Annotated in this window: 21 protein-coding genes and 1 pseudogene; 4 read left to right on the top strand and 18 right to left on the bottom strand. The window is 67.0% G+C overall.

Features of this window, described 5'->3' with window-relative positions; translation table 11 throughout:
- Position 1: 1 nt before the first annotated feature.
- The 15 genes from QX051_RS10590 to QX051_RS10520 all read right to left on the bottom strand — a co-directional run bounded on the left by QX051_RS10590 (position 2) and on the right by QX051_RS10520 (position 16,783).
- On the bottom strand, positions 2–931 hold the full coding sequence (locus QX051_RS10590; protein ID WP_315776068.1) for a dihydrodipicolinate synthase family protein: 930 nt from the start codon (positions 929–931) through the stop codon (positions 2–4).
- 9 nt (positions 932–940) lie between these two features.
- A complete protein-coding gene (locus QX051_RS10585; protein ID WP_315738465.1) occupies positions 941–2,677 on the bottom strand; it encodes an IlvD/Edd family dehydratase in 1,737 nt (578 codons plus the stop codon).
- Positions 2,674–3,414 carry a FadR/GntR family transcriptional regulator gene (locus QX051_RS10580; protein ID WP_315772067.1) on the bottom strand — a complete coding sequence of 247 codons (741 nt, stop codon included), beginning with the start codon at positions 3,412–3,414 and terminating at the stop codon, positions 2,674–2,676. The genes QX051_RS10585 and QX051_RS10580 overlap by 4 nt, the downstream gene beginning before the upstream one ends.
- Positions 3,411–4,391, bottom strand: a complete 981-nt coding sequence (yjfF, locus tag QX051_RS10575; RefSeq protein ID WP_315776067.1) for a galactofuranose ABC transporter, permease protein YjfF — start codon at positions 4,389–4,391, stop codon at positions 3,411–3,413. The genes QX051_RS10580 and yjfF overlap by 4 nt, the downstream gene beginning before the upstream one ends.
- Positions 4,388–5,380 carry an ABC transporter permease gene (locus tag QX051_RS10570; protein WP_315776066.1) on the bottom strand — a complete coding sequence of 331 codons (993 nt, stop codon included), beginning with the start codon at positions 5,378–5,380 and terminating at the stop codon, positions 4,388–4,390. The genes yjfF and QX051_RS10570 overlap by 4 nt, the downstream gene beginning before the upstream one ends.
- Complete coding sequence (locus QX051_RS10565; protein WP_315776065.1) at positions 5,377–6,927, bottom strand: sugar ABC transporter ATP-binding protein; 1,551 nt, start codon at positions 6,925–6,927, stop codon at positions 5,377–5,379. The genes QX051_RS10570 and QX051_RS10565 overlap by 4 nt, the downstream gene beginning before the upstream one ends.
- Positions 6,928–7,040: 113 nt before the next feature.
- Positions 7,041–8,006, bottom strand: a complete 966-nt coding sequence (ytfQ, locus tag QX051_RS10560; RefSeq protein ID WP_315776064.1) for a galactofuranose ABC transporter, galactofuranose-binding protein YtfQ — start codon at positions 8,004–8,006, stop codon at positions 7,041–7,043.
- Between the two features lie 239 nt (positions 8,007–8,245).
- Positions 8,246–8,890: a bifunctional 4-hydroxy-2-oxoglutarate aldolase/2-dehydro-3-deoxy-phosphogluconate aldolase gene (gene eda / locus QX051_RS10555; RefSeq protein WP_315738471.1), complete on the bottom strand. Its 645-nt coding sequence runs from the start codon at positions 8,888–8,890 to the stop codon at positions 8,246–8,248.
- Positions 8,887–9,783, bottom strand: coding sequence for a sugar kinase (locus QX051_RS10550; RefSeq protein WP_409998088.1), 897 nt, complete (start codon positions 9,781–9,783; stop codon positions 8,887–8,889). The genes eda and QX051_RS10550 overlap by 4 nt, the downstream gene beginning before the upstream one ends.
- 47 nt (positions 9,784–9,830) lie before the next feature.
- A complete protein-coding gene (locus tag QX051_RS10545) occupies positions 9,831–10,862 on the bottom strand; it encodes an L-idonate 5-dehydrogenase (RefSeq protein WP_315776062.1) in 1,032 nt (343 codons plus the stop codon).
- Positions 10,863–10,897: 35 nt separating this feature from the next.
- Complete coding sequence (locus tag QX051_RS10540; RefSeq protein WP_315776061.1) at positions 10,898–11,665, bottom strand: SDR family oxidoreductase; 768 nt, start codon at positions 11,663–11,665, stop codon at positions 10,898–10,900.
- A gap of 82 nt (positions 11,666–11,747) precedes the next feature.
- A complete protein-coding gene (gene uxuA, locus QX051_RS10535; RefSeq protein WP_315776060.1) occupies positions 11,748–12,944 on the bottom strand; it encodes a mannonate dehydratase in 1,197 nt (398 codons plus the stop codon).
- Positions 12,945–12,996: 52 nt separating this feature from the next.
- Positions 12,997–13,722, bottom strand: a complete 726-nt coding sequence (locus QX051_RS10530; RefSeq protein ID WP_315776059.1) for a GntR family transcriptional regulator — start codon at positions 13,720–13,722, stop codon at positions 12,997–12,999.
- Positions 13,723–13,740: 18 nt separating this feature from the next.
- Positions 13,741–15,603, bottom strand: a complete 1,863-nt coding sequence (locus tag QX051_RS10525) for a TRAP transporter large permease subunit (RefSeq protein ID WP_315776058.1) — start codon at positions 15,601–15,603, stop codon at positions 13,741–13,743.
- Positions 15,604–15,766: 163 nt separating this feature from the next.
- Positions 15,767–16,783 (bottom strand): TRAP transporter substrate-binding protein, encoded by a 1,017-nt coding sequence (locus QX051_RS10520; protein WP_315776057.1) that lies wholly within the window; start codon positions 16,781–16,783, stop codon positions 15,767–15,769.
- A gap of 184 nt (positions 16,784–16,967) precedes the next feature.
- Between QX051_RS10520 and QX051_RS10515 the strand changes: the two genes are divergently transcribed.
- The 4 genes and pseudogenes from QX051_RS10515 (at position 16,968) to QX051_RS10500 (ending at position 20,808) form a co-directional block, all read left to right on the top strand.
- Positions 16,968–17,978, top strand: a complete 1,011-nt coding sequence (locus QX051_RS10515; protein WP_315776055.1) for a Zn-dependent oxidoreductase — start codon at positions 16,968–16,970, stop codon at positions 17,976–17,978.
- Positions 17,979–18,000: 22 nt separating this feature from the next.
- Positions 18,001–19,497, top strand: a complete 1,497-nt coding sequence (locus tag QX051_RS10510) for a mannitol dehydrogenase family protein (protein ID WP_315776054.1) — start codon at positions 18,001–18,003, stop codon at positions 19,495–19,497.
- A gap of 156 nt (positions 19,498–19,653) precedes the next feature.
- Positions 19,654–19,878: pseudogene (locus QX051_RS10505) on the top strand (arabinose ABC transporter permease); the annotation flags it as partial.
- Between the two features lie 195 nt (positions 19,879–20,073).
- Positions 20,074–20,808, top strand: a complete 735-nt coding sequence (locus tag QX051_RS10500) for a TonB family protein (protein WP_315776053.1) — start codon at positions 20,074–20,076, stop codon at positions 20,806–20,808.
- A gap of 3 nt (positions 20,809–20,811) precedes the next feature.
- Here the strand turns inward: QX051_RS10500 and QX051_RS10495 are convergent, their stop codons facing one another.
- From QX051_RS10495 to QX051_RS10485, 3 genes are all read right to left on the bottom strand, one after another.
- Positions 20,812–22,248, bottom strand: a complete 1,437-nt coding sequence (locus QX051_RS10495; protein ID WP_315776052.1) for an FAD-binding oxidoreductase — start codon at positions 22,246–22,248, stop codon at positions 20,812–20,814.
- Between the two features lie 119 nt (positions 22,249–22,367).
- Positions 22,368–24,029, bottom strand: a complete 1,662-nt coding sequence (nikE, locus tag QX051_RS10490) for an ABC transporter ATP-binding protein (RefSeq protein ID WP_315776051.1) — start codon at positions 24,027–24,029, stop codon at positions 22,368–22,370.
- A 47-nt stretch (positions 24,030–24,076) separates the two neighbouring features.
- Positions 24,077–24,937 carry an ABC transporter permease gene (locus tag QX051_RS10485; RefSeq protein ID WP_315738483.1) on the bottom strand — a complete coding sequence of 287 codons (861 nt, stop codon included), beginning with the start codon at positions 24,935–24,937 and terminating at the stop codon, positions 24,077–24,079.
- Positions 24,938–24,939: the final 2 nt, after the last annotated feature.

The following is a 24,939-nucleotide window of genomic DNA, read 5'->3' as shown; positions in this document are numbered from 1 at the left end:
TCTAGCGTCCCCAGCGCAGCACGACTGGGTCGAGCCGGCGCGCGATCTCGATCAGTCCCTTCTGGGTCGCCGGATGAATTGGCGGCTGCGGGCTGCGCAAGGTGTCGTGGCGGATCACGCCGCCCGCCTTCATCAGTATCTTGCAGGTGGCAAGCCCGCACTGCCGGTTCTCGTAGTTGATCAGCGGCAGCCAGCGCTCATAGGCCGCCGCCGCGGCCTCGCGGTCGCCCGCGAAATACGGATCGATGATCTTACGAATGCCGTCGGGATAGCCGCCGCCGGTCATCGCGCCGGTGGCGCCCGCGTCGAGATCGGCCATCAGGGTGATTGCCTCCTCGCCGTCCCACGGACCTTCGATCGCCGTGCCGCCTGCCTCGATCAGCGCGCGCAACTTGTCGGCCGCGCGCGGCACCTCGATCTTGAAATAAGCGAGGTTCTCGATCTCCTTGGCCATGCGCGCCAAGAACGGCACCGATAGCGGCGTGCCGGCGACCGGCGCGTCCTGCACCATGATCGGGATCGAGATCGCGTCCGACACGCCGCGATAGAACTCGTAGATCGAGCTATCAGGCACGCGGAAGGTGGCGCCGTGATAGGGCGGCATCACCATGACCATGGCCGCGCCCTTCTCCTGCGCGCGGCGCGAGCGCTCGGCGCAGACAAAGGTCGAGAAATGCGTCGTGGTGACGATGATCGGCACGCGGCCGGCGACATGATCCAGCACCGTGGTCATCACCAGATCGCGCTCGTCATCGGTCAGCACGAACTGCTCGGAGAAATTGGCGAGGATGCAGATGCCGTGCGAGCCGGCATCGATCATGAAGTCGATCGCGCGCTTCTGGCCCTCGAGATCGAGGCGGCCGTCAGCGTCGAAGATGGTCGGCGCGACCGGGAAGGCGCCCTTGTAGAGCTTTTTGGCGGAAGCGGTCATGCGGCACCTCTAGTGATTGTCGCGCGGCACCGGCGAGCCGCTGCGGCCAACGAGAAAATCGAAATCAACGCCGCGATCCGCCTGCAGCACGTGATCGATGTAGAGCTTCTGATAGCCGCGAGCCGCATGCGGCTTCGGCGGCGTCCATGCGGCGCGGCGCGTCGCCAGCTCCTCGTCGCTGACATGCAGATGCAGCGCGCGGGCGGCGACGTCGAGCGTGATCATGTCGCCATTCTTCACCAGCGCCAGCGGTCCACCGACGGTGGCCTCCGGCGCGACGTGCAGGACGACGGTGCCGTAAGCGGTGCCCGACATGCGCGCATCCGAGATGCGGATCATGTCGCGCACGCCCTGGCGCAGGAGCTTCGCCGGGAGCGGCATGTTGCCGACCTCGGCCATGCCCGGATAGCCCTTCGGTCCACAGTTCTTCAGCACCATGATGCAGGACGCATCGATGTCGAGATTGTCGTCGTCGACGGCGTCATGCATCTCCTCGACACTCTCGAACACGACCGCGCGTCCCGTATGGTTCATCAGCTCCGGCGAGGCCGCCGACGGCTTGATGACGGCGCCGTTGGGCGCGAGATTGCCGGTGAGGATCGCGATGCCGGCTTCCGTCTTGAACGGCGAGTCGAACGGGGTGATGACGTCGGCGTTCCAGTTCGGCGCGGCGGCGACGTTGTCCCATAGCGTCTTGCCGTTGACGGTGCGGGCGTCCTTGTGCAGCAGGCCGCGCTCGCCGAGCGCGCGCAACACGGCCGGCAGGCCGCCGGCGTAGTAGAAGTCCTCCATCAGGAAGCGGCCCGACGGCATCAGGTCGACCAGGCAATGCACGTCGCGGCAGAGCCGATCGAAATCATCGAGCGTCAGCTCGACGCCGACACGGCCAGCAATGGCGAGCAGATGCACCACGGCGTTGGTCGAGCCGCCGATCGCGGCCAGCGTGCGGATCGCATTCTCGAACGCCTGCCGCGTGAGGATGTCGGACGGCTTGAGATCCTCAGCAACCATCTCGACGATGCGGCGGCCGGCCATGCGCGCCAGCAGGTTGCGGCGCGCGTCCGCAGCAGGGATCGCTGCATTTTCCGGCAAGCCGATGCCGAGCGCTTCCACCATCGACGCCATGGTCGAGGCCGTGCCCATGGTCATGCAGCTGCCGGCGGAGCGGTTCATGCCGGCCTCGGCCTCGTGGAATTCCTTCAGCGTGATCTCGCCGGCACGCAGTTGCTCGCTCATCGAGATGATGTTGGTGCCGGAGCCGATGATCTGGCCACGATAGACGCCGCGCAGTTGTGGCCCGCCTGAAACACCGATCGCAGGCAGGTTGGCCGAGGCGGCGCCCATCAAGAGCGCCGGCGTGGTCTTGTCGCAGCCCATCAGCAGCACGACGCCGTCGAGCGGGTGCGCGCGGATCGCCTCCTCGACATCCATCGAGGCGAGGTTGCGGAACAGCATCGCGGTGGGACGCATCGTCACCTCGCCGAGCGAGGAGACGGGGAATTCGAGCGGATAGCCGCCGGCGTCGAGCACGCCCTGCCGGACATGCTCGGCGATGACGCGGAAATGCGCGTTGCAGGGCGTCAGCTCCGACCAGGTGTTGCAGATGCCGATGACCGGACGGCCCTCGAACCGGTCCTGCGGCGTGCCGCTGTTCTTCAGGAATGAGCGATAATAGAAGCCCATCTTGTCCTGGCGGCCGAACCACGCCTGGCTCCGCAGCGTCTTCTTCTCGTTGTCGTTGCTCATTCCCGGTCCGTTCGTGCAGCCGACTGGGCATGGCGCCGCCGGCCGTTGTAGATGACTTCGATCATCGCCTCGGAGGCGCCCTCGGCGTCTCGAGCGGCGATCGCGTCGATGATGCGCTGGTGCCAGACCAGCACGGTGTCGCGATCGGCAGTCTCGATCGGGGCGCTCAGGACGAACGAGGCGCGCAAGGCGGCTTCGATGACGGCGCCGATCGAGCGCATGAAGGGATTGCCGGAGGCATTGGCGATCGCGATGTGCAAAGCGAGGTCGGCTTCGGCGAAGGCGACCGAGGTCGACGGCTCGCGCTCCATCTGCGCCATTGCCTTGCTCATCGCGGCAAGATCGTCCTCGCTGCGGCGTTCGGCAGCGAGCGCCGCCGCGCGCGGCTCGATCGCCAGCCGGATCTCGGCGAGGTCGGCGAGGAAGCGCTTGTCGATGCCGGCATCGAGGTGCCAGGCCAGCACGTCGGGATCGAACATGTTCCAGTCCGAGCGTCCGCGCACCACGGTGCCGACGCGCGCCTTGGTCGACAGCAGCCCTTTTGCAACGAGCGTCTTCACGCTTTCGCGCAGCACCGGACGCGACACGCCGAACGTCGCCGTCAGCTCGGCATCGCCGGGCAGGCGCGCTCCCTCGGCCAGACGGCCGGAGATGATGTCGATGCCGATGCTGCGGGCGACCTCGGCATGGTTGGAATGCGCGCGCCGTGTCGGAATCGAGACGAGCTGCGAGGTCATGTCCTCGCCCCCGCCGGTTTGACGGACGAGCGGCGCGCCAGCGCCATCAGACCTTGCTGCAGCGCAATGAAAACGAACAACAGAACCCCCGTGGCGATCTTGGTCCACCAGCTCGACAGCGTGCCGTCGAAGTTGATGTAGGTCTGGATCATGCCCTGGATCAGGACGCCAAGGAAGGTGCCGATGACGGAGCCCTGCCCGCCCGTCAACAATGTTCCGCCGATCACCACCGCGGCGATGGTGTCGAGCTCGACACCGACCGCAGAAAGCGAATAGCCGGCCGCGGTGTAGAAGGAGAAGACGATGCCGGCGAGGCCGGCAAGCACGCTGGACAGCATATAGATGCGGATCGTCATCGGTCCGACCGGAATGCCCATCAGGGCCGTCGCGGCGCGGCTGCCGCCGAGCGCATAGACGTTCGCGCCGAAACGGGTGAGGTGCAGCAGCAGCGCGCTCAAGACCAGGATCACCAGCATCGCAATCGCGATCGCGGTGAGTCGTCCGCCGCCTGGCAGCCGGATCGCGAAATCGGACACGGCGCTGTAAATCGGCGCGGTGATCGGAATCGACTCGGTCGACAGCAGGAAGCTGACGCCGCGTGCCAGGAACATGCCCGCGAGGGTCACGATGAAAGGCGGCAGGTCGAAGACGTGGATGATGGCGCCCATCGCGGCGCCGAACAGCGCGCACAGCACGAGCACCATTGCGAACGCGGCAAAGGGCGGGATGCCCCAGCGCTCGATCGCGAGCGCCACGAACACCGTGGTGAAGCCGATCACCGAGCCGACCGACAGATCGATGCCGCCGGAGATGATGACGAAGGTCATCCCCGCCGCAACGATGCCGAGGAAGGCGTTGTCGGTGAGCAGATTGGCGACGACGCGGGTCGAGGCGATGTTCGGGAATTGCAGCGCGCACAGCGCGAAGCCGGCGACCAGCACGAACGCGGTGATCGCAATCGAGGTCGATGCCCTCATGGCTTGGTCCTCCGCCAGCGCGCGGTGAAGCGCGAGAGATCGCCGATGCGCGGCGACTGCGCCAGCAGCACGGCGAGCACGACGACCGCCTTGACCAGCAGGTTGAGCTCCGGCGGATAGCCCGACAGCAGGATGCCGGTGTTCATGGCCTGGATGATCAGCGCGCCGGCGACCGCCAGCACCAGGCTGAATCGCCCGCCGAACAGCGAGGTGCCGCCGATGACCACGGCGAGGATCGCATCGAGCTCGAGCCACAGCCCGGCATTGTTGGCGTCGGCGCCCATGATGTCGGCGGCCGCAATGACGCCCGCGAGCGCGGCGCACAGTCCGCACCAGACATAGACCGACAGGATCATGGCGCGGGTGCCGACGCCGGAGAGCTCGCTCGCGCGTGCATTGCCCCCGGTCGCCTCGATCAGGAGCCCGAGCGCGGTGCCGCGCACGACCGCCCCCGTCACCAGCAGCATGCCGACCGCGATCACGATCGGCGTCGGCAGGCCGAGCACGGCGCCGTTGCCCATCCACACCAGGTCAGGCGACGTGAACGTGACGATGCGCCCCTCGGTGATGAGCTGCGCGATGCCGCGCCCGGCAACCATGAGGATGAGCGTGGCGACGATCGGCTGGATGCGCAGGACGGCGACGAGGATGCCGTTCCACAGCCCGCAGGCGAGGCCGACGGCGAGCGCCGAGCCGATCACGACCGGCAGCGGCTGCGTATCGGCGAGGCTCGCCGCAGTGGCGCCTGCGATCGCCATCACGGCGCCGACCGAGAGGTCGATGCCGCCGGTCGCAATCACCAGCACCATGCCGAGGGACAGCAGCGCCACCGGCGTGCCGCGGTTGAGCACGTCGATCACGCTGCCGAACAGCCGGCCATCCTGCAGATGCAGGTTGAAGAACTGCGGCGACACCGTGCGATCGATGATCAGGATCACGATCAGTGCCAGGGCTTGCGCGAGACCACGGCGCGGAATCCGGAGCGTCATGATGCGGCCTCGTGCGCGGTCGGTACATCGGCCGCGATCGCCGCGAGGATGCTGGAAACTTCGACGGCGTCGCCCTTCAGCTCCTCGACATGGGCACGGTCGCGCAGCACGATGACGCGGTTGGAATAGGTGACGATCTCGTCGAGCTCGGAGGAGATCACGAGCAGCGCCAGGCCCTGCTCGCAGAGCTCGCGCACCAGGCGGATGATCTCGGCATGGGCGCCGACGTCGATGCCGCGGGTCGGCTCGTCGAGCACGAGAAGCTTCGGCGAGGTCGCAAGCCAGCGCGCAAGCAATGCCTTCTGCTGATTGCCGCCGGACAGCAGCCCGATCGGCCGTTCCGGATCGGGCGGCCTGATGTCGAGCATGCGAATGTAGCGCATCGCGATCTCATCCTGCTCGCGCCGCGACAGCGGCCGGTGCAGGCCGCGCCGGGCCTGCAGCGCCAGGATGATGTTCTCGCGCACGGTCAGATCGGCGACGATGCCCTCGGTCTTGCGCTCCTCCGGGCAATAGCCGAAGCCGAGCCCGGCGGCATCGCGCGGCGAATTCAGCCGCACGGTCTCGCCGTTGACGGTGGCCGCGCCGCTGTCGGCACGCTCGGCGCCGAACACCAGTCGCGCCGTCTCGGTGCGGCCGGAGCCGAGCAGGCCGGCGAGCCCGACCACCTCGCCGCGGCGCAGCTCGAGATCGAACGGAGCAAGATAACCCTGCTTACCATAGCCCTTGAAGCTGATGCAGACCTCGCGTGCGGTCTCGGGCTGGCTGGCCGCACGTTCGCCGGTGGTCTCGGCCAGCTCGCGGCCCAGCATCATGCGGATGAGGTCGAGCCGCGGCAGACCGGCCATCTCGCGCGAGCCGATCAGCCGGCCGTTGCGCAGCACCGTGACGCGGTCGCAGATCTCATAGACCTGATCGAGGAAGTGGCTGACGAAGATGATGCCGATGCCATCAGCCGCGAGCTTTCGCATCACCTTGAACAGGATTTCGACCTCGTGGCGGTCGAGGCTCGCCGTGGGCTCGTCGAGAATGAGGACGCGCGCCGACAGATCGACGGCGCGCGCGATCGCCGTGATATGCTGGACCGCGACCGAGTAGCTCGAAAGCGGTGCGCCGACGTCGATGTCCAGCCCATATTCCAGCAGCAGCGCATGCGCGCGCCGCCGCATCTCGGCCTCGCGCACGACGCCGAAGCGCGTCGGCTGCCGACCGAGATAGAGATTCTGCGCCACCGAGAGGTTCGGCAGCAGATTGACTTCCTGATAGACGGTGGCGATGCCGGCATCGACCGCGTCCTTGGCGGAGCGCGGCGCGATCTCGCGGTCCGCCAGCCGCACGTTGCCGGCGTCCCGCGCGAACACCCCGGTGACCACCTTGATCAGGGTCGACTTGCCGGCGCCGTTCTCGCCCAGCAGCGCGTGAATCTCGCCCTCACCCAGCGTGAAGTCGACGTCATCAAGCGCCTTCAGCGCACCGAAGCTCTTGGCCAAGCCGCGGATTTCCAGCAGGGCTGGACGCATCGCCGGCGGAGCTGAACTATCAGACATGACGAACTACTTGGCGATCACCAGGAAGGTTGACGTCCGCACGATGTGCGGACGCCAGCGACTTGTCGTCCGTCGTCCCGGCGAGCGCCGGGACGACGGCTCAACAGCCAGGCTCAGTAGCCGAGGCCCTTCTTGCTGTCGTAGATCTTCTGCGGCTCGTCAGCGGCCGTGTAGAGCTTCGATTCCGTCTGGATCCACTTCGGCGGCGTGGTGCCCTTTTCCTTGTAGGCAACGATGGCGTCGAAGGCCGGTCCGGCCATGTTCGGCGTCAGCTCGACGGTCGCATTGGCTTCGCCTGCGGCGATCGCCTTGAAGATATCCGGCACGGCGTCGATCGAGACGGTCAGGACGTCCTTTCCCGGCTTGAGCCCGGCTTCCTTCATCGCCTGGATCGCGCCGACCATCATGTCGTCGTTGTGGGCATAGACCGCGCAGATCGACTTGCCGCCGTTCTCGGCCTTGATGAAGCTCTCCATCACCTCCTTGCCCTTGGCTCGGGTGAAGTCGCCGGTCTGGCTGCGCACGACCTTCAGGTTGGCATTCTTGGCGACGACCGCGTCAAAACCCTTCTTGCGGTTGGTGGCGACGCTGGCGCCGACCGTGCCCTGCAGCTCGACGACGTTGCAGGCCTTGCCGCCGACGGTCTTGGCGAGCCACTCGCCGGCGACCTCGCCTTCATGCACGCTGTCGGAGGTGACGGCGGTCAGATAGAGGTCCTTGCCCGACGGATCGATGTCACGGTCGAGCAGCACCACCGGAATCTTGGCTTCCTTGGCTTCCTTCAGCACGGCATCCCAGCCCGAGGCCACGACCGGCGCGAGGAAGATCGCATCCACGCCCTGCGCGATGAACGAGCGGATCGCCTTGATCTGGTTTTCCTGCTTCTGCTGCGCGTCGGCGATCTTCAGGTTGATCTTGCGCTTGGCGGCTTCCGACTTGGAGACGGAGGTCTCGGCGGCGCGCCAGCCGGACTCGGAGCCGATCTGCGAGAAGCCGACGGTCAGTTCGGCAGCGCTGGCGGACGTGGCAAGCAACAAGGCGGCCGTCGCGGAGGCCGCAAAGAGGGCTTTCAGGGTCATCAGGCGTTCTCTCCCAAATGTCTGTTTTGGATGCGCCGCCGCTCCAGAGCGGTGTCGTCGCACCTTTTCAGCCGGCCTCAACGGCCGACGTGCCCGGTTATTCCACGGAACCTCAGGGCTGACTAGTCATATTATTTGACTGTAATACTTTTTGAAAAGGATGTGCGAGCCCGCGCGTGCACACTGCCCAAGAGCGACAGCATACACCAATGAAATCTTAAGTTGTCAGCAGCGTTCAGCTACCGCAGCTTGGTCGCCTCGCGGGCGCGCAGCTCGATCGCGGCCCAGGCGCCGGCCCTGATGTCCGCCGCCGGCGCGACCCAGGAGCCGCCGATCGCAACGACCTTCTTGTGCGCGAGCCATTGCGCAGCATTGCCGGCATTGATGCCGCCGGTCGGGCAGAAGCGCACGCTCGGGAATGGCCCCGCCAGCGCATCGAGCGCGGCAAGTCCGCCGGCCGGCACCGCGGGAAAGAACTTCACCAGCTCATAGCCGCGCGTCACGCAGGCGATGAGATCCGACGCGGTCTGGACGCCCGGCGCGAACGGCAGCTCGCCGGCTTTCGCCGCATCCAGCAGCTCGATCGACAGCCCCGGACTAATCGCAAACGCCGCGCCAAGCCTGGCCGCGCGCTCGTAGTCCGCTGGTGTCAGCACCGTGCCAATTCCGACCACGGCATCCGGCACCTCGCCAATGATGGCCCGCGCAGCATCGAGACCGGCTTGCGTGCGCAAGGTGATCTCGATCACGCGCAGACCACCGCTCACAAGGGCGCGCGCCAGCGACACGGCGTGCGCCGCATCGTCAATGGTGATCACGGGGATCACCGGCGCCAGCGCGAGCACCGCATCGAGCTTCGCGCGCTTGTCCAGAGTGCTCATCACGCCTCGCTCATCGCCAGAATGTCCCGCGGCATCGCGGTTGCCGGAATCACGGCCCCCGGCGCCATGATCACGGCCCCCGCCAGCCGGTGGCCCGCCAACGCCGCCTTCCGTGGCGGCGCGCCCTTGATGCGCGCGGCGAGATAACCCGCATTGAAGGAATCGCCGGCCGCCGTGGTGTCGATCGGCTTGAGCACCGCGGGCGGCGCAATGTCGACCAGCACGCCATCGGCATGGATCAGACAGCCGCGCGCGCCGCGCTTGACGACGACTTCGCCCACGCCGGCGTCCTTGAAGCGGCGCAGGCTGACCGACGCATCGGAATCGCCGAACAGCATCTGCTCGTCCTCCAGCGTCGGCAGCGCGACGTCGACCAGCGGCAGGATCGCGCGGAATGCGCGTTGCGCCGCCTCGCGGCTGGCCCAGCCGCGCGGCCGATAGTTGCCGTCGAAGGCGACCCGCGCGCCGCGCTTGCGCGCCACCGTCAAGAGCTCGCGCAGCTTGGCCTTGCCGGTCTCGCCGTACAGCGAGAGGCTGATGCCGGAGAGATAGATCCAGTCGAAGCGCGAAAGCCTCTCGAGCATGTCGCTGTCGGCGCGATCGAACAGCTCGCGCGCCGGCGCGCGGTCGCGCCAATAGAGGAAGCTGCGCTCGCCCTTGGCATCGCGCTCGATCATGTAAAGGCCGGGCACGCGGCCTTCGACCTGCAACACCTCGGCGGTATCGATGCCCTCCGCCTGCCACGCCGCCAGCATCGCAGCGCTCAAGGGATCGTCGCCGAGCGCGGTGACGTAGGAGGTGGGCACGCCGAGCCGGGCCAGATAGAGCGCCGTGTTCAGCGTGTCACCGCCGAAGCCGCGCCGGAACAGACTGCCGTCCTCCTGCGCGAACTCCACCATGCACTCTCCGATGCAGGCGACTTTCATCGGCGTCGATCCATCCATCAAAACGTCAAATGAACCTTCATCGACCGGCTTCGATCGCTGGCGAGCTCGAAGGCGGCAACCGCCTGCTCGAATGGCAGCGCGGCCGAGATCAATGGCTTGACGTCGAGCAGCCCCTCGCCCATCAGCCGCACCGCCAGCTCGAATTCGCGGTCGAACCGGAACGTGCCGCGCAATTGCAGCTCCTTCGTGACCAGCGTGTTGACCGGCAGGGCCATCTCGCCGCCGAGCCCGAGCTGGACGATGATGCCGCCGGGCCGAATCACGTCCAGCGCGGCCCGCAACGCAGCCTGGTTGCCGGAGGCCTCAAACAACACGTCGAACGTGCCCTTGCCGGCCCGCCACGGATCGAGCGCGGACGGCTCCGCACCGACATTGAACCTATGGCTGGCGCCGAGGGCGCGCGCGACCGCCAGCGGCGCATCGGCGACGTCGGTTGCCACGATCTCGGCCGCGCCGCCGTAACGCGCAACCAGGATCGACAGTGCACCGATCGGGCCGCAGCCGGTCACCAGCACCCGCTTGCCGAGCAGCGAGCCGGCCTGATGCGCGGCATGCAGACACACCGACAGCGGCTCGGCCATCGCCGCTTCGCCGAGCGACAGGGACGGCGCGATCGGAACAGCCTGCGCGGCATCGACGGTGACGAACTCGCGGAAGCCGCCCTGCACGTGGGGATCGCGCATCGCGCTGCCCATGAAGCGCATGTCCAGGCACTGGTTGCGCAGCCCCTCGCGGCAATAGACACATCTGCCGCACGGCAGGCTCGGGTTGACCGCGACGCGCGCGCCTTCGGCAAGGCCGCTGACGCCGCTGCCCACCGCGGCAACGATGCCGGCGATCTCATGGCCCAGGGCCATCGGCTGCTTGATCCTGACGGTGCCGAAGCCGCCATGATGATAGTAGTGCAGGTCCGAGCCGCAGATGCCGCCGGCTTCGATCTTGACCCGGACCTCACCTGCTCCGGGCGCCGGATCGGGATAGCTGTCGATGCGCAGATCCTTGGGCGCATGAATGACGACGGCTCGCATCGGCTGTTCTCCCTGGCTCGTTGTCCCGGCCGATCCTACATCGACGCCAGCATGCCGCCATCGACATAGATGGTCTGGCCGTTGACATAGGTGGAGGCCTCGGAGGCCAGGAAGATCGCGGTGCCGACCAGCTCGTCCGGACGGCCCCAGCGCTTCGCCGGGACGCGCGACATCAGCCAATTGTTGAAGTCGGGATTGCTCATCAACGCCTGGTTCATGTCGGTCAGCATGTAGCCGGGGCCGATGGCGTTGGCCTGGATGCCGTGCGCCGCCCATTCGACCGCCATCGCACGGGTCAGGTTGCGGATGCCGCCCTTGGCCGTGGTGTAGGGTCCGATCGTCGGCCGCGCCAACTCGCTGCCGAGCGAGCCGATGTTGATGATCTTGCCGCTCTTGCGCGGGATCATCCGCTTGGCGGCCTCGCGCCCGATCACGAAGGCGCTGGTGAGATTGGTCTCGATGATCCGGCGCCACTCGTCGGTGGTGAACTCGACCAGCGGCTTGCGGTGCTGGATGCCGGCATTGTTGACGAGGATGTCGATCGCAATCCCCTCGTCATCGAAGCGCGCGAAGGCGCGGACGACGGCCTCTTCGTCGGTCACGTCGAACGGACAGGCCTCGGCCTGATGGCCCACGGCGCGGAATTCCTCCACGGCTGCCAGCGTGCGCGCCGGGTCGGTGCCGTTGATGACGAGCCGCGCGCCAGCCTTGGCGAAGCCTTCGGCGATGGCGCGGCCGAGGCCACGCGAGGACCCGGTCACCAGCGCGGTCTTGCCGGAGAGATCGAAGAGCGAGGTCGACATCGGTTCAACTCGTGGAAGGCTTCGGGCCGGCATCCTCGGTCACGCGACGCGCCCTGACAAGCGCGTTATCCTGCCCTGCCGATCAAACCGGGAGACGGTTAATGGCCGCTACCGCGGTCATGACGCCGCGGATCTCGGCAAGACCTTTGAGCCGGCCGACCAGCGGATAGCCTGGATGGGTGCCGCGGCCGACGTCGTCCGCCAGCTCGTGGCCGTGGTCGGGCCGGAACGGAATCCGCCAGTCCGGCTCACCCTCGGCCTTGCGGCGAGCCTGCTCCTTCAGCAAGGTCGTCACGACCGCAACCATGTCCACGTCGCCGCGCAGATGCTCCGCCTCCATGAATGAGCCGTCGAGCATCTTGGTGACGTTGCGCAGATGCACGAAGCGGATGTGCGGAGCGAAGCGCTCGGCGAGCGCCGGCACGTTGTTCTGTCCGCCGGCGCCGAGCGCGCCGGTGCAGAACGTGATGCCATTGGCCTTGGACGGGGCGGCGTCGACGATGAACTGCAGATCATCGGCTGACGACACCACGCGCGGCAGGCCGAACAGGTCCCGCGGCGGATCGTCCGGATGGACACACAGGCTGACGCCGCACTCCTCCGCCGTGGGTACCACCTCGCGCAGGAAGCGCGCGTAGTTGGCGCGCAGCTCGGCATGGCCAATGCCGCGATATTTCTCCAGCATGCGGCGCAGGCCCGGCACGTCGTAGCGATCGTAGGCCCCCGGCAGCCCCGCCATGATGGTCGCGAGCAGACGGTCCTTGTCGGATTCCGAGGCCTGCGCCACCCACGCGCGGGCACGGTCGAGCACGTCGGAGGAGAACTCGGCCTCAGCGTCCGGCCGCTGCAGGATATAGCAGTCGAACGCCGCCAGGCGATCCTGATCGAAGCGCAGCGCGGTGGCGCCGCCCGGCAGGCGGAAGGCGAGCTCGGTGCGGGTCCAATCCAGCACGGCCATGAAATTGTAGCAGACGGTGGTGACGCCGCAGGCCGCGAGGTTGCGCAGCGACTGCCGGTAATTGTCGAACAGGTCAGAGAGGTCGCCCTCGCCGAGCTTGATCGCCTCCGACACGGGCAGGCTCTCGACCACGCTCCAGCGCAGCCGTAGCGATGAATCACCCTCGATCATGCCGATGCGCTTGACGATCTCATCCGTGCTCCACACCACGCCATAGGGAATGTGGTGCAGCGCGGTCACGATGCCGGTCGCGCCGGTCTGGCGGACCTGCGGCAAAGTGATGGGATCATCGGGTCCGAACCAGCGCCACGTCTGTTCCATGTCGTCCACCTTCCAAAAGTCGTCCACCTTCCAAAATGATTCACGCGTGCGGTCAGCGCCGCCGCCGCGTCCTTGTGCGCGGCTCGGCCTGCGCCAACTCTTCCTGCCGTGCGAAAATGCCGTCAGCGCGGCGGAACACCTCGCGCAAATGACGGCGCATCGCCGCCACCGCCTGGGCCTCGTTGCAGGCCGCGAGCCCGTCCAGGATCTCCTGATGCTGCGCGATCAGGAGCGGAATGTGGCCGGCATCCTCGATCAAGGTCAGATGCCGGACGCGGTCGAAATGGATCTTGGTCTGGCGGATCACCTGCCAGACATGCGGATGCCGGCTGGTGCGGGCGATGGTCTGGTGGAACGCCTCGTCATGGGCGTAGAACTCCGCCGGCGTCGCCGCCGCCTTCTGTTTCTCGATCAGCTTGTTCAGCTCGCGCAGCGAGGTTGCATCCATGTAGCGCACGGCCTCGGCAACCAGCGCACATTCGAGATGCTCGCGGATGAACTGGGCCTCGCCGAACGCCTCGCGCGACACCGGCGCGACGACGCTGCCGCTCTGCGGATAGATTCGGACCAGATCGACATCGGCGAGCTTGATCAGCGCCTCGCGCACCGGCGTGCGGCTGACGCCGAGTCGCTCGCACAGATCGAGCTCGGCCATCGGCGTCCCCGGCGGCAGCGCGCCGGAGACGATGTCCTCGAGCAGCCGCTCATAGACCTGGTCGGCGAGCCGCCGCCCGGCCTTGCCGTCCATCCGCGTCAGCGGTGTCAGATCGTCATCCATGGCGGCAGTCTATCCGATTCACAGGAAGCCGATCGAGATCCATGGCAGGAACACGATCAGCAGCAGCGCCACCACGAGCGCGGCGAGATGCGGCCAGACATGGCGGATGACCTCGTCGGGCGAGGCACGGCCGATGGCGCAGGCGAGATAGAAGCCGACGCCGAACGGCGGCGTGAACAGGCCGAGCCCCATCGCGAACACCGCGATGATGGCGTAGTGCACCTCGTGCACGCCCATCATCCGCGCGATCGGGAACAGCAGCGGCCCGAACAGCACCACGGCCGGCACGCCTTCCAGCACGCTGCCGAGCACGACGAAGGCGAGGGCCGAGATCAAGAGGAAGCCCCAGCGGCCGCCGGGTACGGCGACCATGAGATCGACGAGCTGTTGCGAGAAGCCGGACTGGGTCAGCGCCCAGGCCATGCCGGTCGCGGCACCCACCACCAGCAGGATCGCGCCGGACAGCGAGGCGGTATCGACCAAGATCGGATAGACCCGCTTCCAGTCGAACTGGCGATAGACGAAGATGCCGACCAGCACCGTGTAGATGACGCCGATCGCCGCGACCTCGGTCGCGGTGGCGACGCCCTCGACCACCGCCGAGCGGATGACGATCGGCAGGCCGAGGCCCGGAATGGAGACCGCGAACAGCTTCAGCCGCGTCTTGGCATCGAAGCGCTGCGCGCCGCTCATGTCCTCCTTGCGGGTCTGCATGAAGACCACGACGGAGAGCGCGATCAGGCCGACCACCGCCGGCAGCAGCCCGCCGGTGAACAGCGCGGCGATCGATACGCCGGTGACGGATCCTACCGTGATCAGCACGATCGAGGGCGGAATGGTCTCCGACATCACGGCCGAGGCCGACAGCAGCGACACCAGATCGCCCTCCCGGCTGCCGCGCTGCTTCATCTCCGGAAACAGCGCCGGCGCGACCGCCGCCATGTCGGCCGCCTTGGCGCCGGAGATGCCCGAGACCAGGTACATCGCGCCGAGCAGCACATATTGCAGGCCACCGCGGAGATGGCCGATCAGCGACACGAGAAACAGGATCATCGCCCGCGCCAGCCCGGCGATCTCGATCAGCGCTCCCAGCAGCACGAACATCGGCACCGCCAACAGCACCATGTGCGACATGCCCTCGCTGACCCGGCCGGGTACGATCGAGACGGGCACCGTGGTGCTGAAATGCAAGTAAGCCACGGTGGCGAGCAGGAAGGTGAACGCGATCGGCGTGCCGATCACCATGGCGCCCGCGACAAGGACGAAGAAGAAGATGAACAGATTGTAGTTGCCGAGATCCTCCAGCACCGGTGCGGCCGCATAGAGCGCCCCTGCGCCGGTGAATACCAGCGCCAGCACGCCGATGATCTGCGGAAGGCTCGCCTGCTGGACCAACCGGTCGACGGCCGTGAGCAGCATGAGGAGCACGCCGACCAGCATCGCCGCCTCGCGATAGCCTTCGCTGATCTCGAGCACCGGCATGTTGCTGATCAGATGGCTTTCGAGGTGATGCCAAGACGGCATCACCAACGCGACCAGAACGGTGCAGACCAGCATCAGGCCGAACGCATCGGTGCGCGCCCGCCACGCCGGCGAGAGGTTCCGCACGAAAGCGGTGAGACGCATGTGCTCGGACCGGCGCAGCGCCACCACCGCGCCGAGCATGGCGAGCCAGACGAACAGCACGGTGGCAAGCTCGTCCGACCAGATCAGCGGTGCATTGAAGACGTAGCGCGCAGCCGTTGCTGCGCCGAGCAACACCAACTCGGCGACGACGATGGCCGCGGCCAACGCCTCGACCGTGCGGCCGAGCATCTGGTCGAACCGCGCGAACACACCGTGCGACGGCACGGAGGTCGTCGCTGTGATGTCAACGGCCATTGCATCCTCCCCGGCTCGTTCCTTGTTCATCGCGACCACCGTCGTTCCGGGGCAAGGCCGCAGGCCTTGAACCCGGAATGACGATGAGCATGCAACGGCTTGGCGGTTTATGACGGGCTTCCACGAATTCGTCTCGTTCCACAGCGCTTGACTGGGCGTGGCCTCAGAGCTGGCCGACCGACTTCTCGAGCAGGCCCCAGGCCTCGGCGCCGAATTTGGTCTTCCACTCGGTGTAGAAGCCCGCGGAGCGCAGCGCATCGCGGAACGGCTTGGTGTCGACCTTGTTGAAGGTGATTCCGGCGCCTTGCATCTCCGCTTGCGCCTTTTCGTTGAAGCTCTGGATGTCCTGCCGCTCCTTCACGGCGGCCTCCGACAGCGCCGCGGTGATGGCGTCGCGCACGTCGGCGGGCAGACCGTTCCAGCGCGTCGCATTGGCGAAGATGTGGTGACCGTCCCAGATATGACCGGATAGCGCGATGTATTTCTGCACCTCGTAGAGCTTGGCGCTCTGGATCAGCGCCAGCGGATTCTCCTGGCCGTCGACGATGTGCGTCTGCAGCGCCGCATAAAGCTCGCCGAAATTGATCGGCGTCGGCGCAGCACCGAGCGTCTTGAACAGCGTCACCCACAGCGGATTGCCGGGCACGCGGATCTTGAAGCCCTTGAGATCGTCGGGCGAGGCGATCGGCTTGGCGCCGGAGGTGATGTTGCGATAGCCATTGTCGAGGCATTTCGGGAGCACGTGCAGGCCGACCTTGGCGAACTCGCCGCGCACATGGTTGCCGAGATCGCCGTCCATCGCCGACCACACCTGGTCGTAACTCTCGAACGCGAACGCCACCGCATTGATGCCGCCGATCGGCACCACCGTCTGGTTCACACCTGACGTCGACATGAAGTCGAGCGCGCCGCTGCGCACCTGCGAGAACATGTCGGGCTCGCTGCCGAGCTGGCTGTTCGGATAGACCTGCAGGTCGACCAGACCACTGGTCTGCTTCTTGATGACCTCCGACGCCTCGATGATTCTGATGACGCCGGGATGGGTGGCGGGAAACGCCGTGCCGTAACGCAGGCGATACTTAGCCGACTGCGCCCGGGCTGGCCCGAACGCCAGGGCAGACGCCCCCGCGAGTGCGGTGCCGACGAAGCTGCGACGGGACATGGATGTGGACGAAGACATTGGCAAACCTCCCCTGCCGGCCCGCTTGGGAGCCTTTTGTATGTCATTCATGGAGCTAAAGCCTATAATGGATACCAAATACGGCTTCAATACATAGCTTGTATCCAAGTTTTGGGATTGCTATACGGCAGCCGCTCACGGTGGAGATGAGCGCCCAAGAAGCGCCCAAGGGATGGAGAAACGCGTGAAGAGCCTCGTGGTGGAGCGGCCCGGCCGCCTGTCGATTGAAACCCGCGCCATCCCCGAGCCCGCCGCCGGCGAGATCCGAATCAAGGTCGAGCGCGCCGGCATCTGCGGCTCGGACATCCACATCCTCCACGGCAGCAACCCGTTCGCGCGCTATCCGCGCGTCATCGGCCATGAGTTCTTCGGCCGCATCGACAAGCTCGGCGACGGTGTCGACGCACGGCTCGGCGCTCGCGTCGTGGTCGATCCGGTCGTCGCCTGCGGCCACTGCTATCCCTGCTCGGTCGGCCGTCCCAATGTCTGCGCTGAACTCGCCGTGCTCGGCGTCCACCGCGACGGCGGCTTTTCCGAATATGCCTGCGTGCCGGCTGCGAACGCGCATCTGCTGCCGGACAGCGTCGACGACGACAAGGCGCCGCTGGTCGAGCCGTTCTCGATCGCCGCCAACATCACCGACCACACAAGCGTGTTTGCCTCCGATGTCGCGCTGGTCTATGGCGCCGGGCCGATTGGGCTGACCGTGATCCAGGTGCTCAAGCGCGTCTATGGCGTCAAGGAACTGATCGTCACCGACCGCATCGACCAACGCCTCGACGCGGCGCGGCACAATGGCGCCGATCGCGTCATCAACACCGCACAGACCGCCCTGCCCGCGGCGCTCGCGGACGCCGGCATCAAGCCGACACTGATCATCGATGCCGCCTGCCACCCCGCCATTCTCACTGAAGCGATTGAGATCGCCTCGCCCGCCGCGCGGATCGGCCTGCTCGGCTTCTCGGCCGAGCCGTCCACGATCGTGCAGCAGAAGGTCACGGCGAAGGAGCTTTCGATCCACGCCTCGCGGTTGAACAGCGGCAAGTTCGCCAAGGTGATCGCGTGGTTCGCCAGCGGCACCTTGCAGCCCGAGCGCCTGATCACCCACCGCTTCGAGCTCGACGCCTACGCCACCGCGTTCGACACGTTCGAGCACAACCAGACCGAATGCTGCAAAGTGCAGCTGATCTTCTGATGCAAACCATCTGATCCCAAACATGGACCGTCTCGGCACCGCCACGCTCCACCGCCTGCCCGCCGGCATCGTCAGGCCGGACTACGACCGTACGACGGTCGCGACCGGGATCGCCCATCTCGGACTGGGCGCGTTCCATCGCGGCCACCAGGCCATCTACACCGACGCGCTACTCAAGGACGATCCGCGCTGGGGCATTCTCGGCGTCTCCTTACGCTCACCCGACACCCGCGATGCGCTCGAACCGCAAGGCGGCCTCTACAGCGTGACGGCCAGCGATGGCGCCGGCCATGCGCGGCGCGTCATCGGCGCGCTCACCGGCGTTGCGGTCGCGCCGGAAGATCCTGCGGGCCTGATCGCACGGCTGGCCGATCCCGCGGTGCGTATCGTCTCGACGACGGTGACCGAGAAGGGCTACAGCCACGATCCGGCCACCGGCGCGTTGCGCGCCGATGATCCCGACATCCGTCACGACGCTCTCAATCTCACGCATCCGCGAAGCACGCTCGGCTTCATCGTCGGCGGCTTAAGGCTGCGGCGGCAGCAGGGCCTGCCGCCCTACACCGTGCTGGCCTGCGACAACCTTCCCGCCAACGGCCACACCCTGCGCGGCCTCGCGATCGCCTTCGCCGAGCTGGTCGATCGCGATCTCGCCCGCTGGATCGCCGCCGAGGTCCGCTTTCCCTCGAGCATGGTCGACCGCATCGTGCCGGCCACCACTGACGCCGACCGCGCCGACGTCAGCGCCGCGCTCGGCCTCGCCGACGCCTGGCCGGTCGTCACCGAGCCGTTCAGCCAATGGGTGATCGAGGATGATTTCGGCGGCGCGCGTCCGGCCTGGGACGTCAGCGGCGCGCAGTTCGTGCGCGACGTCGCGCCGTTCGAACTGATGAAACTGCGGCTGCTCAACGGAGCCCACTCCACCATCGCCTATCTCGGCTATCTCATGGGCTGTGAAACCGTGGCCGCAGCCATGGCCGAGCCCGATCTCGCCGGTCTGGTCGAGGACATGATGCGCGAGGAGGTCACCCCGACTCTGCCCGCGCTCGGCGGCTTCGACGTGCCAGCCTATCGCGCCGCGCTGCTCAACCGCTTCCGCAATCCCGCGCTGAAGCACCGGACCGCCCAGATCGCGATGGACGGCTCGCAGAAGCTGCCGCAGCGCCTGCTCGGCACCATCAGCGACCGGCTTGCCCGCGGCCTGCCGATCACCCGGCTCGCGCTCGCCGTCGCCGGCTGGATGCGCTACGTCAGCGGCACCGACGAGCAGGGCCAGCCGATCGCGCTACGCGATCCGCTTGCGATACGGCTGCGTGCGCTGGCGGATGACGCCGGACCGATCGCGAGCCGCCTCACGCCGGCGCTGCTGTCGCTGGCGTCCGTGTTCGGCAACGACTTACCGAGCGATCCCCGCTTCACGTCAGCGGTCGAGACCGCACTCGACAGCCTCTTCCATCAAGGCGCTCGGGCCACGATAGCGCAGACCCGCGTGGCTCGGCGCGCTGATCTCATGGACTGAAAGTTCCGGCCCGCCGGAGTGTGGGCTCGATCGGCGGGGCGGAAGGAACTTTGACGGGCTTCCGCCGTCAAGATGTCGCACACCAGAGCTGGTGATCGCGCAGCGCTGCGGACGCAGCGGTAAGCCGCAGCGTTCAGCATCGCGAAAGGACCCGCCATGAGCCTCGCAGCAGCGACGGAGCTGTCTCCGCAGCGCGCCTCGATCGACAACGCCGTCTGCCATCTCGTTCAGAACTACAGTCCCAAGGGCAACCGCGTCGGCTGGCTGGTGATGGCCTCGATCCTGGTCGAGGCCTGGGACCTCTAATCGATCGCCTTCGTGCTGATCTTCATCAAGGAGCAGTTCAATCCGGGGCCGCTGGAGCTCGGCCTCGCCGCCGCGACCTTGTTCGTGGCGATCTTCCCGCTGGCCGGCCTGCTCGCCGCGATCTTCATCCCGCCGGAGGTGTATGGCTACGAGGCGGATTGAGATCGGCTCGGCTCGTCGACGTGTTCAGCGCACTCTCCGCGCGTCGGCCGTCAGCGACAGCATGAGAAAAGCAGGCTACATTGCCCGGACGGTCAATGGGTGGCTTCGATGCGATACGTCTTTTGTTGCGTTCTCGTCCTGCTTTCGCTGTCGGGCACGGGGTTTGCGGACGAGATCGCATTCAAGCGTGAGCTTTCTCGGCACATCACGGAAAACAGCTGGGTCATCCCGGGCCGATTGCAGAGCAAAGCCGTTCAAGTCGGGGTTGTCTTCACAATCGACCGCGACGGGAAGCTTTTGGATGCAGCGGTCGATCAAAGCTCCGGCTCGCCCGCCGACGATGCAGATCTTCTCTCCAGCCTCCGGCGCATGCGCGCCTTTCCGCGGGTCCCGGACGAGCTGAACGTCCCTTATGAAGTCAAGACCACGTTCAATCTGGGAATGCAGAGACAGCTCGGCTACGTGGAGCTGCAATGGCCCCCCACCGGCCAGACGTCGGGCCAGGAGATCGCCTATCGCAGCGACATCCAGCATCATCTGCGGGTCTCTCCACGCGTCTTGCCCGACGACATCAATATCCGGAGGGAGACACGTTCGATCATCGCGTTCTCACTCGATCGCGACGGCCACCTCATCGATGTCAGGGTCACCAAGAGCTTCGGGATGAAGGCGGTCGACGATAAGACCATCGCCTGGCTCAAGTCGATCGAGCCCTTTCCTAAAATGCCCTCGGAGCTGAGTTCACCGATCAAGCTTACCGCCGAACTGGTCTTCCTCCCCAAGGGCATCTGGAACGACGAGGAGGCCCGACGAAGGGTCAACGGCGTCTGCCGCGGCTGCTGACCATCACGGCGCGTCGCGTCGGCCTGACGCCAACGGCAGCAGCTTGCCCGGGTTCATCAGCCCATGCGGATCGAGCGTGCGCTTGAGCTGTTGCATGAGCTCCAACTCGAGCGGCGCCTTGCACAGCGGCATCTCGGCGGTGCGGAGCTGACCGATGCCGTGCTCGGCGCTGATCGAGCCGCGGCGGCGGGTGATCTCGTCATGGACGAGGCGGGTGATCCGCGGACCCTGCGCGTAGAACTCGGCTTCGGTCATGGCGAGCGGACGCATCAGGTTGTAGTGCAGGTTGCCATCGCCGAGATGGCCGAACACCATGGGCCGGACGCCCGGCAGCGCCGCACGGACTGCTGCATCCATCACATCAACGAAATCGGCGATCTCGGCGACGGGGACGGCGATGTCGTGCTTGAGCGCCTTGCCCTCGCGCACCAGCGCCTCCGACACGCTCTCGCGCACCCGCCAGAACGCCTTGGCCTGCGCGCCGTGCTGCGCAACGACGGCGTCGGAGGCGAGCTCTCCCGACATCGCCACGGCCAGTGCGGTTTCGAGCCGCGCGGTCAGCGCGCCCTCGTCGCCGATGTCGCTGAGCTCGATCAGCACCGCGGCCTCGGGCAGCGCCGTGAACGGCAGACGCGCGTCCGGGATCTGGCGCAGGATCATGTCCAGCGTCGCCGCCGTCAGGAACTCGAACGCGGTCAGACGGTCGCCGCAATGCGCGCGTGACAGCCGCAGCAGCTCCAGCGCGGCCGCGGCATCGGAAACGGCGACGAAGGCCGTGGCGCGCGCGGTCGGCTGCGGAAACAGTTTCAGCACCGCGCCGGTGATGATGCCGAGCGTTCCTTCCGAACCGATGAACAGATCGCGCAGCGCGTAGCCGGTGTTGTCCTTGCGCAAGGAGCGCAGGCCGTCCCAGATCCGGCCGTCCGGGAGCACCACCTCGAGGCCGAGCGTCAGCTCGCGCATCACGCCATAACGCAGCACGGCGACGCCGCCGGCATTCGCCGCGAGATTGCCGCCGACGGTGCAACTGCCCTCGGAGCCCAGGCTGAGCGGAAACAGCAAGCCGGCCGCGCGCGCGGCGTCCTGCACCTTGGCCAGTACGACGCCGGCATCGACCACGATGGTCTGGCCGATGGCATCGACCGCGCGGATACGGTTCATCCGCGCCAGCGACAGCACGACCGCCCTTCCGCCCGCATCCGGCGTCGCGCCGCCGGACAGGCTGGTGTGGCCGCCCTGCGGCACCACGGCGGAGCGCGCCTCGGCGCAGGCCACCATGACGGCCGCAACCTCCGCGGTCGAGCCGGGGCGCACCACCGCAATCGCAGTGCCATGATACTTGCCGAGCCAGTCGCGCAGATATGGCGCCTGATCCTCGGCCGCGACGAGAACATGCGCCGCGCCGATGGCGCCCTGCAGCCTTTCGATCAGCTCCGTCATGATCAGCGCTTTGACCCTTTGATGGCTTGAGAGGCCGATGCCCGCAAACTAACAGGCCAGCCGATCGCGATCCCAATACCAAGTTGTCCGGCGTCCATAATCGATTGTTATGGGTGCGTTCAGGCCGGCGCCAGCGCCACTGGCGGCGCGATGTGCGGCACGGCTTCGACCAGCTCGCGGGTGTAGTCGGTCTGCGGGTTGGCGAACAGCGCCCGGCTCTCGCCCTGCTCGACGATCAGGCCGGTACGCAGCACGATGGTGCGGTCGCACATCATGCGCACGACGTTGAGATCGTGGCTGACGAACAGGAAGGCGAGATTGTCCTCCCGCCTCAGCCTGTTGAGAAGCTGCAGCACCACGGCCTGCACGGAGACGTCGAGCGCCGCGGTCGGCTCGTCCAGCACCAGCAGCCGCGGCCGGCAGGCGATGGCCCGCGCGATGCCGACGCGCGCCTTCTGGCCGCCGGAGAGCTGATGCGGGAACCGCGACAACAGCTCGCGCGGCAGCCCGACGCGGTCGGCGCATTCCTCCACGCGCTGGCGCAGCTTGTCGCCGTTGCGCATGTTCATCAGCCGAAACAACGGATGAGCGATGCAGTCGAACGCGGTATAGCGCGGATTGAGGCTGTCGTTCGGATCCTGGAAGACGATCTGAATGTCCTTGCGCAGCTCGCTCGCGTGGAAGTCGCGTGCCGGGATCTGGCCGATCGGCCGCCCGTCGAACAGGATCTCGCCCTCGCTGGGGTCGATCAGGCGGCAGATCATGCGCGAGGTCGTGCTCTTGCCCGAGCCGCTCTCGCCGACCAGGCCGACGCTCTCGCCGCCGCGCATCGTCATCGAGAAGTCGGCCACCCCAACGGTGCCGTCGTCGAAGCGCTTGACGATGTTCTTGACGTCGAGCAGCAGCGGCGTGCCGTGCGGCGGAGGCGGCAGCTCGCTTATCTCGACCAACGGAATCCTCTCGCCATCGGGCACCAGATCCTCGATGCGCGAGGTCGCCGTCGGCGATGCCGCGACCAGACGCTTGGTGTAGGGGTGCTGCGGGCGATGGAACAGCGTCAGCGGCTCGGCCTGCTCGACCAGCCTGCCCTGCTCCATCACCACGACGCGCGCGCAGTAGCGCGCGGCGAGCCCGAGATCATGCGTGATCAGGATCGTCGCCATGCCGCGGTCGGCGGCGATATGAGCGAGCAGGTCCATCACCACCTTCTGTGTGGTGACGTCGAGGCCGGTGGTCGGCTCGTCGGCGATCAGGAGCTGCGGACTGCAGGAGATCGCGACCGCGATCATCACGCGCTGGCACATGCCGCCGGACAGCTCATGCGGATAGGCGCCCATGCGCCGCTCGGGATCGCGGATCTGCACCGCCTTGAGCAAGCTCAGAGCCTCGGCCTGTGCCTCCTGCCGCGACAGACGGCGATGGGCGAGGATCGCATCCGCAATCTGCTGGCTGACGGTGCGGATCGGGTTGAGCGCGGCGCGCGGGTTCTGGAAGATCATCGCCATGGCTGCGCCATGCAGGCTGCGCAGATCGGCGCCGCCGGCGCGGGTGATGTCCTGGCCCTTGAAGCGGATGCAGCCGTCGGTGATGCGGCCGGCCTTGTCGAGCAGATGGGTGATGGCAAAGCCGGTCACCGATTTGCCGGAGCCGCTCTCGCCGACAAGGCCCAGCATCTCGCCGGGCTGCAGCGACAGCGACACGCCGCGCACCGCCTCGACGAGGCCGCGACGAGTCGAGAAGGTCACCTTGAGGTTCTCGACCTCGAGCAGCGGCGCCGTCACGTGCGCATCCGGGGATGCGCCCGGCTCTGCTTGGTTCTGACGAGACATCACGTGCGCATCCGGGGATCCAGGATATCGCGCAGACCGTCGCCGAGCAGATTGAAGCACAGCACCGCGCTCATCAGCGCAAGTCCGGGAAACGCCACCAGCCACCAGCGCCCCGTGGAGATGAAGCGTGCGCCCTCGGCGACCATGATGCCCCATTCCGGCGTCGGCGGCTTGACGCCGAGGCCGATGAAGGAGAGGCCCGCGGCATTGAGAATGGCCCAGCCGAGATTGAGCGAGATCTGCACCGCCATCGCCGGCAGCACGTTCGGCAGCAGGAAGCGCAGCACCACGGCGATGTGGCTCTCGCCGCAGGCCCGCGCGGCCTCGACCCAGCCGAGATTACGGCGGATGTTCACTTCGGCGCGGGCGAAGCGGATGTAGAACGGCAGATTGATGATCGCGGTCGCGATCACGATGTTCTCGACGCGGTTGCCGAGCGCGGCGACCATCGCCATCGCCAGCACGAACAGCGGGAACGCCATCAGGACGTCGACGAAACGGCCGACCGCCTTGTCGAGCCGGCCGCCGGCATAGCCGCACAGCGCGCCGACGACCGACCCGAGCGCGAAGGACACGGCGACCGCCGTCACCGCGATGGTAAGATCGAGCCGGCTCGCGACGATCAGGCGGCTCAGCACGTCGCGGCCGAGCTGGTCGGTGCCGAACCAGTGCGCCGCGCTCGGCGGCTGCAGCGCGGCGGAGACCTCGGACGCGACCGGATCATAAGGCGCGAGCCACGGCGCAAAGATCGCGATCAGTGCCAGCAGCAGCGCGCCGCCGGCTGCGACGGCGGTGACCGGATTGCCGCGTAGCACGAACGCGGTATGGCGCAGGGTCGACGCGGTCTCGATCGTGCTCATGC

Source organism: Bradyrhizobium sp. SZCCHNR1053 (assembly GCF_032381235.1).
Classification (GTDB): Bacteria; Pseudomonadota; Alphaproteobacteria; order Rhizobiales; family Xanthobacteraceae; genus Bradyrhizobium.
Note: the sequence above shows the minus strand (reverse complement) of the source record. Positions and strands in the feature narration are given on the sequence as shown.